Below are 12,774 nucleotides of genomic sequence, written 5' to 3'. Positions count from 1 at the left end.
TTCAGGAGTGAACTTCACATGCGTGACGCTGTAATTGTCGACGCCGTCCGGAGCCCCGTCGGCAAGCGTGGAGGCGGACTGTCCGGCCTTCATCCGGTGGACCTGTCAGCCCAGGTTCTCCAGGCGCTGGCCGCCCGCAACAATCTGGACCCGGCGCGGGTCGACGACGTCATCTGGGGTTGCGTATCGCAGGTCGGTGAACAGGCCGGCTGCATCGGCCGGTACTCCGTACTCGCGGCCGGCTGGCCCGAGGAAGTACCGGGCTTCACCGTCGACCGCCAGTGCGGGTCGTCGCAGCAGGCCGTGCATCTCGCTGCCGCCGGGGTCATCGCCGGCCACTACGACGTCGCGATCGCAGGCGGTGTCGAATCGATGTCGCGGGTGCCGATGGGCGCGGCGAAAGCCGAGGGTGCACACGGAAAGCCATTCGGGCCCATGGTTCGCGAGCGATACGACAACTTCGCGTTCAACCAGGGCATCGGTGCCGAGATGATCGCCGATGAATTCGGTTTGAGCCGAACCGATCTGGACCAGCACGCGCTCGATTCACACGAAAGAGCCGCCGCCGCGATCGATGAAGGCCGCTTTGTCGACCAGATCGCGCCGATCACCGTCACCGCGGAGGACGGCACCACCACGGTGGTGAGCACCGACGAAGGAATTCGACGCGGCGGCACCATCGACAAATTGGCAGGTCTCAAGACCCCGTTCAAAGAGGACGGCGTCATCTCCGCCGGCAATGCCTCGCAGATCTCCGACGGCGCGGCGGCACTGCTGATCACCACCAGCGAACTGGCATCGGTTCACGGCTGGACCCCGATCGCACGAGTGCATTCGGTATCGGTCGTCGGCGCCGATCCCATCACCATGCTGAAAGGCCCCATCCCCGCCACCGCCAAAGTGCTCTCACGAGCCGGGATGTCGATCGACGACATCGGCACCTTCGAGATCAACGAGGCATTCGCGTCGGTGTCCCTGGGATGGCAGCGCAGCACCGGCGCGGACTACAGCCGGCTCAACCCCGACGGCGGAGCAATGGCGCTCGGTCACCCCCTCGGCGGTTCCGGGGCACGGCTGATGACAACGATGATCCATCGCATGCGTGCCGACGGCATTCAGTACGGGCTGCAGTCGATGTGCGAGGGTGGTGGCATGGCGAACGCGACCATCCTGGAGCTCTGCTAGATTGCTCGCTACAGGCTGGGCCTTGTTGCGCGCTCTTCGCTCGTCGCGTGGTCGCTACGCGCCCGCGCTCCTCACTGCATCACGCGCGGCCCAGCCCTCCGCTCACACGCAGAGAAGTGCCACCCGGGTTCTCAGCCGCCCGTCACCATCGTCCACAAGTTGGCTGAGCCCGCTTTGACTGCTGCTCGGGTGAGTTCGTCGTCCCACGACCTGACAGATCCGTATTCGGCTCGCCACGAGAGCAACCTATTGGTGTAGCGATGCAGCTCGTGCTCGCGGGTGAAGCCGATGGCGCCCAGCACCTGGTGGGCGTTGCGTACCACCACCGAGGCGGCGTGACCGGTCACCGACCTCGACGCCGCGACCGCCAGAGCTGTTCGCGGATCACCGAAACCGTGTCTCCCGGCCAGGTCTGCGGCAGCCGAAGTGGTGGCATCTGCGAGTGACGTCTCGGCAGCGAGGTCGGCGACCATGTGCTGCACCGCCTGGAACTTCGCCAGTGGGCGGCCGAATTGCACGCGGGCCCCGGCGTGTTCGACGACAACCTGCTGAACACGGCTCATGGCGCCGACCATCAGGTGACTTCTCGTCAAAGCACCACGCAAGCGATACTCGGCTGCCACCGTGGCGGGCACCGGGGTTGCGTCAAGGCCTGAGGTGTCTACGACCACCGCATCGCGCGATTCACCCGCCCTGCTTCGGCCGGGCTCGACACCAATCTCCGACCGCACGACGTCCGAGACCTGCCAGTCATCTCCGTTGCGCCACAACAGAACCAACCTGTCGGACTCACTCGCCCACGGCACGCCACCGGACCGACCGACGGAGTCCAGTTGCGCCGCAACACGAATGTCGGTGTCGTGGGCCGCGATACCTGCCGCGTCGAGGAGCCACCCGGCCAGCACGTCGTTCTCCGCGACCGGCACCCTGGCAGCTTTCGCCCCCACGGCGCGCAGCAGCAGAGCGGACTCGGCCCATCCGGCCTCACCGCCCTCTCTGTCAGGACCACCGGTGAGCCGGTCGAGACCGGTCTCGCGCAAGTTTGCCCACAGGTTCCGGTCGATCTCGGCGGACTCTGGCGCGGAGTCCACATGACGTTCGAAGAGCGACGAGAGCAGCTCGGCGAGTTCGTGATTGGGCGAGCTCATCAGCGCATCCCCAATCCGCGTGCGATCACGCCGCGCAGTACCTCTGTGGTACCGCCGCGCAAGGTGAATCCCGGCCTCTGCGTCACGCCCACGTCCACCTTGCGCCGGAAATCGACGCTCGCCGTTCCGCTGTCGTCGACCATGAGGTCGAACAGATCCACGATGTCGCCTTCTGTTCTGGTGCCGAGCATCTTCACGACGGAGGCTTCGACATCGGCATCCTCACCACGCGACAGCGTAGTGGCCACAGTGCGAGAGAGCTGATGCAGACCGAACATCCGGGCGGTCAGTTGGCCGACCGACGGGTCCACCGGCAGGCGTCCCGCGGACATCTCGTCGCACGCCGACGCCAGCACCCCGAATGTCGACATGAACCGCTCGGGTCCGCTGCGCTCGAACCCCAACTCCGACGTCACCTGATGCCAGCCGTCGCCGATCTTTCCCAGCACCAGATCGTCCGGTACGAACACTTCGTCGAGACGCACCTCGTTGAAATGGTGGTCCCCGCCCATCGTGATGATCGGACTGATCTCGACGCCAGGTGAATCGAGCATCACGATGAACTGACTGAGACCGGCATGCCGGTTCTCGCGATCGAGAGGTTCAGTCCTCGCCAGAGCGAAGAACCCGTGTGCGAGATGTGCCCCCGACGTCCAGAGCTTGGTTCCGCTTATCTGCCAGCCGTTCTCGACCCGTATCGCCCTGGTGCGCACGCTGGCGAGATCCGATCCGGACTCCGATTCGCTCATCCCGATGGCCCAGAAGAGCTCCCCCGCGGTGATCGCCGGCAGAAAACGAGCCTTTTGAGCATCGGTTCCGAACCGAACCAGCGTCGGCGCCGCCTGACGATCGGCGATCCAGTGCGCAGCCACCGGGGCACCCACGGCGAGCAGTTCTTCGGTCACCACGAAACGTTCGAGAAATCCACGACCGTGACCACCGAGCTCGACCGGGATCGTCATACCCAGCCACCCCTGCTCAGCCAACATCCGACTGAAATCCGGATCCCAGCCGGTCAGCCAACAATCGACGGCCGGAACAAAAACGCCTTCGGCCACACAGCGGTTCAGGAACTCGCGTACCTCGCCGCGCAACTCATCGAGTTGTTCCTGCGACGGCAGCTCACTCACCAGTGAACTCTCCGGTCCGTCGTTCGCCGAAAGCAGCCAGCGCTTCGCGGTGATCGTCGGTGGGATGTGACAGTGCCTGCATCGCAGCGGACAGCTCGAGGAATCCGTCGAAGTCCTGCCTACCGGATTCGCGGAGCAGCCGCTTTGTCGCCCGCAGGGCATGTGGCGGGTTGACGGCGACCCTCGCAGCCAAGTCCTGCGCGGCGGCCAGGAGGTCATCGGGTTCGACCACCCTGGACACCAACCCCCACTCGAGCGCGGTGGCCGCGTCGACCCGATCTCCCGTGAAGGCCATCTCCGCGGCGCGAGCAGCGCCCACGGCGCGTGGCAGCAGCCAGGCACCGCCGTCGCCGGGGATGATGCCGAGTTTGACGAAACTCTCGGCGAAGAATGCCTTGGTGGAAGCGATTCGCATGTCGCACATCAGCGTCAGGTCGCACCCCGCGCCGACCGCGGGCCCGTTCACCGCAGCAATCAACGGAAGCTCGCACGAGTACACCGCGCGGGCCAGCTTCTGGATGCCCCGCCGGTACCCCTGATAGATCTGGTGCGGCTTCCCCCCGAACATCCCGTTGCCGTCGACCATGTCCTTGACGTTGCCGCCCGCCGAAAAAGCGCTGCCCGCACCGGTCAGGATCACCACCCGCGCCTGCGGATCGGTGTTCGCTGCCTCGACCAACTCCACCAGCCGCTCCACCACATCGTCCCCCGAAATCGGGTTCCGGGAATCCGGGAGATTCAGTGTCCAGGTGGTGACGTGCCCCTCGGTGTGAGCGAGGACGACATCGGTCGATTCAGACATCATTCGATCCGTTCGGGTCGGGGTAGTACGGCGCGGATCGACCCGCTGCAGGGCCGGCGTACCACCAATTCAGCGCAACGACTCAGCCTAACCACCGCACCGCGATACAAGTGGAGGATGCAGTTTCCAGACTCGTCATCCGCGGGCGGCGGCATGACGCTCAGCGATCAGATGGCCCGGCACGCGCGCCGCACACCGGACGCGGTCGCCATCCGCCACGACGGCGCCGGGACCACCTACCGCGAGCTGGACCATGAGGTCAACCGCCTGGCCCGGGTCCTCGGCGACCGCGGGATCGGGCCCGGCGATCGGGTCGCGGTGCTGGCGCACAACCATCCCGTGATCGTCGTCGCGATACTGGCGTGTACCCGGATCGGCGCGATCGCGGTGCCACTGAACTTCCGGTGTGTGGCCGCGGAGATCGAATACATGCTCGCCGATTGCGGCGCGGTGTTCCTCGTCGTAGACACCCACTGCGCCGCGGTGGCCTCCGCAGCCCTCCCGGCGGTCGACGCCGTCCGCGGCGGCCTGATGGTCGGGAGCCCGGGTACGAGTGCCGAATTGCCGTTTGACGACTACGCCGACTCGCTGGCTGCGGCGTCCGGCCCAGCGGTCGAGTCGGTGGTGGACGAAAGGACGCCGGCGCTGATCATGTACACCTCCGGCACCACCGGACGGCCGAAAGGCGCGGTGCTCACCCACCACAATCTCTTCGTTCAGGTGACAAGTCGAATCGCTCATTCAGGTACCCCGACCACGTGCCGGGTCTGGCTTGTCGCGACCCCGCTCTTCCACATCGGTGGTATCAGCGCACTGCTGCATTCGGTGTATCTCGGTGGCACCCTGGTGATCGCCGGGTCACGCACGTTCGATCCCGCCGCCATCGTGGAACTGTTCGAAAGCGAGCGGGTGTCGTCGTGTTTTCTGGTCCCTCAGCAGTGGCAGGCGGTCTGCGCCGTACCCGGCATCGCCGAGCGCGACCTGTCCGCGCTGACAGCCATCGCATGGGGCGGCGCACCCGCTTCGACGACCCTGTTGCGCACCCTGATCGACACCTTCCCAGGGGCGGAGCTGAGCACGTCCTTCGGACAGACCGAGTGCAGTCCCGTCACCACAGTGCTCCGTGGCTCAGACGCGACCCGCAAGATCGGATCGATCGGCACCCCGCTTCTCAATGTGGAGGTTCGTCTCGTCGACGCCGAGATGAACGACGTCGCACACGGAGAGGTGGGCGAGATCGTCTATCGCGGACCGTCGGTGATGAGCGGTTACTGGAACAAGCCCGAGGAGAACGCCGCAGCATTTCGGGGTGGCTGGTTCCACTCGGGCGACCTGGTGCGTGAAGACGAGGACGGCTACCTCTACCTGGTCGACCGCCTCAAGGACATGATCATCTCCGGGGGAGAGAACATCTACTGCGCAGAGGTCGAGAACACGATCGCAGCGCACCCGGCGGTCGCCGAGGTCGCGGTGATAGGGCTGCCAGATCGTAGGTGGGGCGAGGTCCCGCACGCTGTGATCGTCACGCGACCCAGTGCCACACCCCCGTCCGACGCCGAGGTCGAGCAGTGGTGCCGGGATCGCCTCGCCGGATACAAGTGCCCACGACACATCACGCTGGCACCCGAACTCCCGCGGAATGCGGGCGGGAAGGTGATGAAGGCTGAACTCCGGACGCGGGCGCAGCCGGTGAACAAGTGAGGCCAACTTCGCGTGGCGCCTAATAGGATCAGCCCATGTTCGCTTTCATCGCGCGCGTCGTGGTCGCCCATCCGTGGCGGGTGATCGCCGGCTGGGTCCTCGTGGCTTTGGCAATCGTGATCTTCTCCCCCAGTCTCGACGATCACACGAGTGGCAACGAGCAGGACTTCCTGCCGAGTTCGTTCGAGTCGATCAAGGCCCAAGACCTGGGCAACGAGTACTTTCCCGAAACCGCCGGAGCCACCGGTTCGCTGGTGGTCTCCCGGAGCGATGGCACGCCGATGTCGCCGCAGGACCAGCAGACGGCCCTGAGCCTGGCCACCACGCTGCAGAACGAGAAGATCCCCGGGGTGACCGATGTCGTCGGCAGCCCGGAATCGTTCTCCCCCAACGGGAAGGTCGCGGCGCTGCAGGTTGTCTTCGCCGGGCAACCCGGCGAGGACGTGGTCGACGACGCGGTACCACTCGTTCGCACAAGCGCCGACAAGGCCCTGCAGGGCACCGACCTCGAAGCGGGCCTGACGGGGAACGCGGCCATCGAGGTCGACACCGTCACCGCATACGGCGACGCCACGAAGGTCATCACCATCGCCACCATCGTCCTCATCCTGCTCACCCTGGGCCTGGTGTTCCGCAGTCCCATCATCGCGGTCCTGCCGATCGTCGTCATCGGCCTGGTCTTCACCGCCGTACAGGGCGTCACGGCCATGGCCGCGAGCATCTTCGACTTCGAGGTGAGTACCTCGCTCAGTGCGATCCTGGTGGTCGTACTGTTCGGCGTCGGCACCGACTACATCGTCTTCTTGCTCTTCCGCTACCGCGAAGAACTACGACAGGGCGACAACCCGCCACATGCCATTGCCCTGTCGACCAGGGTCGTCGGCCGGGTCATCGCATCGTCCGCCCTGACGGTGATCGGCGCCTTCGCAGCTCTGTTTCTCGCGAAACTCGGATCATTGAGTTCTATGGCACCCGGGCTCATCATCGCGGTGGCGCTGATGCTGATCACGGCCCTGACCCTGATCCCCGCCGTGTTCACCATCATCGGCAGTCATCTCTTCTGGCCACTCGGGCCTGGCCGCGAACCCAAGCGGTCCCCCTACGGAGCACTCGGACGTTTCGTCGGACGCCGCCCCGCGATCGTGGTCGCGGCCGTCGTCGGCGGGCTCATCGTGTTGGCCGTCTTCAGTTCTGGCTACAAGGCCACGTACGACACGCTCGCCGAGATGCCGGCGGATACGCCGTCGCAGGAGGCTTTCGACACGCTCGCCGATTCCCTTCCGCCAGGGGCACTGAGTCCGACCCAGGTGTATGTGAAAACACCCGGGCCCGTTCCGCAGGACGAATTGGCGACACTGGCAACAAATCTCAGCAAAGTGCCCGGTGTATCAGCCGTGGAGCCACCTAAGCTGAGCGCTGACGGCACCGCGGCGCTCGTAAACGTGATCCTGACCGAGGGGCCGTACACCACGGGTGCGATCGACACGGTCGAGGGACCGGTGCGCGACACCGCACGCAGTTCAGTGCCCGATGCCGAGGTCGAGGTCGGTGGTCAGACCTCGACGCTCGTCGACGTCCGAGCTCAACTCACCGCCGACACCAAGCTCGTCATGCCGGTGGCCTTCGTGATCGTCGGCGTGATCCTGGGATTGTTGCTCTTGTCGGTCCTCGCCCCACTCAATCTGCTGCTCGGCGTGGGACTCACATTCGCTGCGACGCTCGGCGCGGTCGTGATCGTCTTTCTGCACGGCGCCGGGTTGGTGGGCATCGACTTCTCCACGCCGATCGTGCTGTATCTCTTCGTCATCGCGATCGGGACGGACTACAACATCCTGCTCGCCGAGCGCCTTCGTGAGGAGTTCCAGAACGGGCACTCGCCGCAGAAGGCTGCGGAGATCGCCATCGCCAACGACGGCCCCACAGTCGCGGCGTCCGGCACGATCCTCGCGTTGACCTTCGCGTCGCTCGTCCTCACCGGTCTGGACAATCTCAGGGAACTCGGTGCAGGCGTGGCGATCGGAGTCCTCCTGGCCTCATTGGTGATGGCGCCCATGCTGGTGCCCGGGTTGTCGGTGCTACAACGCGGCGCATTCTGGTGGCCCGCGAACAAAACCAAACCCACAGGGTCAGACGAGACTTTGGGGCCGGACGAGAACTTGGGGCCGGACGGACCCACGAACCCGGACGACTCGTCGTTGGTCAAATCCTGAACGAACGTCGACGGGTTCGGTCAGGCGAGTAGCATCGGCGACGTGACCGACGCCCCGGTACGCGCCACCAATCGTCTCGATGCCACCCGCGTCCTCGTGTACAGCGACGACGCGAGCGTCCGTCGGCAGGTCATCGCCGCGCTCGGTGACCATCCGCCGTCCGGTCTGGCGCCCTTCGTCTACGTCGAGGTCGCCACCGCACCAGGGGTGCTCCGCGAGATGGATGCGGGCGCCATCGATCTGGTGATCCTCGACGGCGAGGCAGCACCCGCCGGGGGGATGGGCATCGCGAAACAGCTCAAGGACGAGATCGATCGGTGTCCGCCCGTCCTGATCTTGACCGGACGTCCCGAGGACCGTTGGCTGGCGACATGGTCGCAGGCCGAGGCCGTGGTGCCGCGACCGATCGACCCCTTCCGGCTCACCGCAGCCGTCGTCGGGATCTTCTCGTCCACCGTGTAAATCCTCTGTCAGACGCTGTTTTCAGTTGCATCAAGTCATGCCCTTGATCGCTATTTATGAGCTATATAGATAACTGCGATGACAAATCGACACGGCGCACAGGCCCCGTAACACTCACAGCGGCGTCGCGACCGCCGGTAGTGTGTGTTTCAGATCACACACAGCCCTGAGCGGTCACCGCGACCGGACGCCCTCGAATCGTCCGCCCGATCGCCCGACCACCTCTCCGCCCGCCATTTGCGCGAAAGGAGGAACGCACGCCGATGAATCTCTACGTCCCGATCCTCGTTCTCGGCGCCATCGCGGTCGCTTTCGCAGTGGTCTCGGCCATGCTCGCGAACCTGGTCGGCCCGCGCAGGTACAACCGAGCCAAGCTCGAAGCGTACGAGTGCGGCATCGAACCGGTTCCAAACCCGCTGGGCGGCTTGGGCTCCGGCAATCTCGCAGCCAGCGGCACCGGACAGCGCATCCCGGTCAAGTACTACCTGACCGCGATGCTGTTCATCATCTTCGACATCGAGATCGTGTTCCTCTACCCCTGGGCCGTGTACTTCGACTCACTCGGACTCTTCGGGCTCCTCGCCATGGCGCTGTTCATCTTCAACGTTTCCGTCGCGTACGCCTACGAGTGGAGGCGTGGCGGCCTCAGCTGGGATTGACCGCACACCAAGCAGTTTCGGAAAGAGTGGCCATCATGGGTCTGGAAGAAAAGCTACCGAGCGGATTCCTCCTGAGCACCGTCGAGGGACTGGCCGGGTACATGCGGAAAGGCTCACTGTGGCCGGCGACGTTTGGGTTGGCCTGCTGCGCCATCGAGATGATGGCCACCAGTGGCGGTCGTTTCGACATCGCCCGCTTCGGGATGGAGGCCTTCCGAGCTTCCCCCAGGCAGGCCGATCTGATGATCGTCGCGGGCCGGGTCAGCCAGAAGATGGCCCCGGTGCTACGCCAGATCTATGACCAGATGGCCGAGCCCAAATGGGTTCTGGCCATGGGTGTCTGCGCATCCTCGGGTGGGATGTTCAACAACTACGCCATCGTCCAGGGCGTCGATCACGTCGTGCCGGTAGACATCTATCTCCCGGGCTGCCCGCCCCGGCCGGAAATGTTGCTGCACGCCATTCTCAAGCTGCACGAAAAGATCGGGGAGATGCCGCTCGGGGTCGACCGCGAAGCAGCGATCGCAGCCGCTGAACAGGCCGCGATGGCGGCGACGCCGACCATCGAGATGAAAGGTCTGCTGCGATGACGTCCGGCAACACAGACAATGACAAGGGCCGCGCAGACCGCGAGGACCGCGAGGTCATCGGGATCCGGCGCGGACTGTTCGGTGTCCGCGGCAGCGGCGACACCTCGGGTTACGGCCGCCTGATCCGCCCCGTCTCGCTCCCCGGCAGCACACCACGGCCCTACGGGGGGTACTTCGACGAGATCGTCGATCTGCTGACCGAGGCGCTGTCGTCCGAGGGAAATCCGGGCGCCCAGGAAGCACTGGAGAAGGTGGTGGTCTTTCGCGACGAACTCACGGTGCACGTGCGCGCACAGCACCTTCCGGTGGTCGCCTCGATTCTGCGAGACGACCCCGCCTTGAGATTCGAACTGAGCCTGGGCGTCAGTGGTGTGCACTACCCGGACGAGACCGGCCGTGAGCTCCACGCAACGTACCCCCTGTTGTCGATCACCCACAACCGGCGGGTCCGGCTGGAAGTCGCCGTGGCCGACAGCGATCCTCACATCCCCTCGCTGTACGACATCTATCCCACCTGCGACTGGCACGAACGGGAGACATACGACTTCTTCGGGATCATCTTCGACGGCCATCCGTCGCTGACCAGGATCGAGATGCCCGACGACTGGGAGGGTCATCCCCAACGCAAGGACTACCCCCTCGGCGGTATCCCGGTCGAGTTCAAGGGCGCTCGTATCGCACCACCCGATCAGCGGAGGTCGTACAACTGATGAGCGAGCACGTCGAACAGGACAGCTACACCGAACCTGACGGGAGCCTCTACAGTGCGTCCGGACAGGACTGGGACGAGGTGGCGAGCGCCGCCGCCGAGGCCGGCGAAGAACGCATCGTGGTCAACATGGGGCCGCAGCACCCGTCTACACACGGGGTGCTCCGGCTGATCCTGGTCCTCGACGGCGAGACAGTGACCGAGGCCAGATGTGGAATCGGCTACCTGCACACGGGAATAGAAAAGAACCTGGAGTTCCGGAACTGGACCCAGGGCGTCACGTTCGTGACCCGCATGGACTACCTGTCCCCGTTCTTCAACGAGACCGCGTACTGCCTGGGTGTGGAAAAGCTGCTCGACATCACCGACGCCATCCCCGAGCGGGTCAACGTCATCCGGGTGATGTTGATGGAACTCAACCGGGTCTCCTCACACCTGGTCGCCTTGGCCACCGGCGGTATGGAACTCGGCGCGGTGACCGCGATGCTGTTCGGGTTCCGGGAGCGGGAACTGATCCTCGACGTCTTCGAGATGATCACCGGACTACGGATGAACCATGCATTCATACGCCCCGGTGGCCTGGCCCAGGATCTTCCCGACGGCGCGGTGGAGAAGATCCGCGACCTGCTCAAGGTCATGCCGGGCCGACTGCGTGACGTTGAAGACCTGTTGAGCGAGAACTACATCTGGAAGGCCCGCACCCAGGGAATCGGATATCTCGACCTCACCGGTTGTATGGCGCTCGGAATCACCGGCCCCGTTCTGCGGGCCACCGGACTGCCCCACGATCTACGCCGGTCATCCCCGTACTGCGGCTACGAGAACTACGAGTTCGATGTCATCACCGACACCGCGTGTGACTCGTACGGCCGGTACCAGATCCGCATCAAGGAGATGAAGGAGTCGCTCAAGATCGTCGAGCAGTGCCTCGATCGGCTACGGCCCGGCCCGATCATGGTGGAGGACCAGAAGATCGCGTGGCCCGCCGACCTCACCGTCGGTGACGACGGCCTCGGCAACTCACCCGAACACATCTCCAACATCATGGGCTCGTCCATGGAGGGTCTGATCCATCACTTCAAGCTCGTCACCGAAGGCATGCGCGTCCCGCCGGGACAGGTCTACGTCTCGGTCGAATCACCGCGCGGCGAGCTCGGAGTGCACATGGTCAGCGACGGCGGCACCAGGCCGTACCGGGTCCACTTTCGGGACCCGTCGTTCACGAATCTGCAAGCGGTGGCGGCGATGTGCGAGGGCGGGATGATCTCGGACGTCATCGCTGCGGTCGCAGGCATCGACCCCGTGATGGGAGGTGTCGACCGATGACGGCCGAGCCGGTGTTCATCGATTTCGCGGTGCACCATGCCACCGCGCTCGATCCCTACCCGGACGATGTCCTTGCCCGCCTCGAGACCGACGCAGCGGTGATCATCGCGCGCTATCCGAGTCCGCGGTCGGCGCTGCTGCCACTGCTGCATTTGGTCCAGAGCGAAGAGGGGTACATCAGTCCGAGCGGAATCGGTTTCTGCGCAGACCAACTCGGCCTCACCCCGGCCGAGGTGACCGCGGTGTCGACGTTCTACTCGATGTACCGACGCCGCGAGACCGGCGACTACCTGGTCGGGGTCTGCACCAACACGCTCTGCGCGGTGATGGGTGGTGACGAGATCCTCGCCGACCTCAGCGAGTACCTCGACGTCGGGCCCGGCGGCACGACCGCTGACGGCACCATCACACTCGAGCACATCGAATGCAATGCCGCGTGCGACTACGCCCCGGTGGTGATGGTCAACTGGGAATTCTTCGACAATCAGACGCCCGGCTCCGGTCGGGATCTGGTCGACGCACTACGCAACGGCGACCAGGTGACACCGACCCGGGGTGCACCGTTGTGCACGTTCCGCGAGACCGCAAGAATCCTGGCCGGTTTCCCGGATACCCGCCCGGGCGCTTCGGACGCGGCCCAGCCCGGCGACGCAACCTTGGCGGGTCTGCGGATCGCACGTGAGCTCGACATGGAGGCTCCACCTTCAGAGACGTCCGGCGATGCCACGGGCCCGGACGACCACCAGGCCGCTGCGGAGACGTCAGCCGACAAACCCGCGCCGGCACCGGATGCGACCGCGCCTCCGCGATCCGGATCGTCGGAGACCACACCGCACGGCAAGGGGGTCTGAC

General features: G+C 65.2%; 12 protein-coding genes. 9 read left to right on the top strand and 3 right to left on the bottom strand.

What is annotated here, in order from left to right; genetic code table 11:
- Positions 1 to 18 precede the first annotated feature (18 nt).
- Positions 19 to 1,185, top strand: coding sequence for a thiolase family protein (locus J3S28_RS15870; RefSeq protein WP_207841690.1), 1,167 nt, complete (start codon positions 19 to 21; stop codon positions 1,183 to 1,185).
- 131 nt (positions 1,186 to 1,316) lie between these two features.
- Here the strand turns inward: J3S28_RS15870 and J3S28_RS15865 are convergent, their stop codons facing one another.
- The 3 genes from J3S28_RS15865 to J3S28_RS15855 are packed head-to-tail and all read right to left on the bottom strand — an operon-like array spanning position 1,317 to position 4,265.
- Entirely contained in the window at positions 1,317 to 2,333 is a 1,017-nt protein-coding gene (locus J3S28_RS15865) for an acyl-CoA dehydrogenase family protein (protein ID WP_207841689.1), read from the bottom strand.
- The gene (locus J3S28_RS15860; protein WP_307797174.1) at positions 2,333 to 3,463 is read right to left on the bottom strand and encodes an acyl-CoA dehydrogenase family protein; all 1,131 of its coding nucleotides are present in this window, start codon (positions 3,461 to 3,463) and stop codon (positions 2,333 to 2,335) included. Before J3S28_RS15860 ends, J3S28_RS15865 begins: the two co-directional genes overlap by 1 nt.
- Positions 3,456 to 4,265: a crotonase/enoyl-CoA hydratase family protein gene (locus tag J3S28_RS15855; protein WP_207841688.1), complete on the bottom strand. Its 810-nt coding sequence runs from the start codon at positions 4,263 to 4,265 to the stop codon at positions 3,456 to 3,458. The genes J3S28_RS15860 and J3S28_RS15855 overlap by 8 nt, the downstream gene beginning before the upstream one ends.
- Before the next feature lie 117 nt (positions 4,266 to 4,382).
- On the opposite strand from J3S28_RS15855, the gene J3S28_RS15850 reads away from it, so the two are divergent.
- The 8 genes from J3S28_RS15850 (at position 4,383) to nuoE (ending at position 12,773) form a co-directional block, all read left to right on the top strand.
- Positions 4,383 to 5,966: a long-chain-fatty-acid--CoA ligase gene (locus tag J3S28_RS15850; protein WP_207841687.1), complete on the top strand. Its 1,584-nt coding sequence runs from the start codon at positions 4,383 to 4,385 to the stop codon at positions 5,964 to 5,966.
- Positions 5,967 to 6,001: 35 nt separating this feature from the next.
- On the top strand, positions 6,002 to 8,176 hold the full coding sequence (locus J3S28_RS15845; RefSeq protein WP_207841686.1) for an MMPL family transporter: 2,175 nt from the start codon (positions 6,002 to 6,004) through the stop codon (positions 8,174 to 8,176).
- A gap of 42 nt (positions 8,177 to 8,218) precedes the next feature.
- Positions 8,219 to 8,638: a DNA-binding transcriptional response regulator gene (locus tag J3S28_RS15840; protein WP_207841685.1), complete on the top strand. Its 420-nt coding sequence runs from the start codon at positions 8,219 to 8,221 to the stop codon at positions 8,636 to 8,638.
- Between the two features lie 263 nt (positions 8,639 to 8,901).
- Positions 8,902 to 9,297 (top strand): NADH-quinone oxidoreductase subunit A, encoded by a 396-nt coding sequence (locus J3S28_RS15835; RefSeq protein WP_207841684.1) that lies wholly within the window; start codon positions 8,902 to 8,904, stop codon positions 9,295 to 9,297.
- A gap of 35 nt (positions 9,298 to 9,332) precedes the next feature.
- Complete coding sequence (locus J3S28_RS15830; RefSeq protein ID WP_110470441.1) at positions 9,333 to 9,887, top strand: NuoB/complex I 20 kDa subunit family protein; 555 nt, start codon at positions 9,333 to 9,335, stop codon at positions 9,885 to 9,887.
- Positions 9,884 to 10,597, top strand: a complete 714-nt coding sequence (locus J3S28_RS15825) for an NADH-quinone oxidoreductase subunit C (RefSeq protein ID WP_207841683.1) — start codon at positions 9,884 to 9,886, stop codon at positions 10,595 to 10,597. The genes J3S28_RS15830 and J3S28_RS15825 overlap by 4 nt, the downstream gene beginning before the upstream one ends.
- Positions 10,597 to 11,922: an NADH dehydrogenase (quinone) subunit D gene (nuoD, locus tag J3S28_RS15820; protein WP_207841682.1), complete on the top strand. Its 1,326-nt coding sequence runs from the start codon at positions 10,597 to 10,599 to the stop codon at positions 11,920 to 11,922. Before J3S28_RS15825 ends, nuoD begins: the two co-directional genes overlap by 1 nt.
- The gene (gene nuoE / locus J3S28_RS15815; protein ID WP_207841681.1) at positions 11,919 to 12,773 is read left to right on the top strand and encodes an NADH-quinone oxidoreductase subunit NuoE; all 855 of its coding nucleotides are present in this window, start codon (positions 11,919 to 11,921) and stop codon (positions 12,771 to 12,773) included. The genes nuoD and nuoE overlap by 4 nt, the downstream gene beginning before the upstream one ends.
- Position 12,774 lies beyond the last annotated feature (1 nt).

The organism is Williamsia soli, assembly GCF_017377795.1.
GTDB classification, from domain to species: Bacteria; Actinomycetota; Actinomycetes; order Mycobacteriales; family Mycobacteriaceae; genus Williamsia; species Williamsia soli.
The sequence above is the reverse complement of the archived record's forward strand: the minus strand, read 5'-3'. Positions and strand labels throughout refer to the sequence as shown.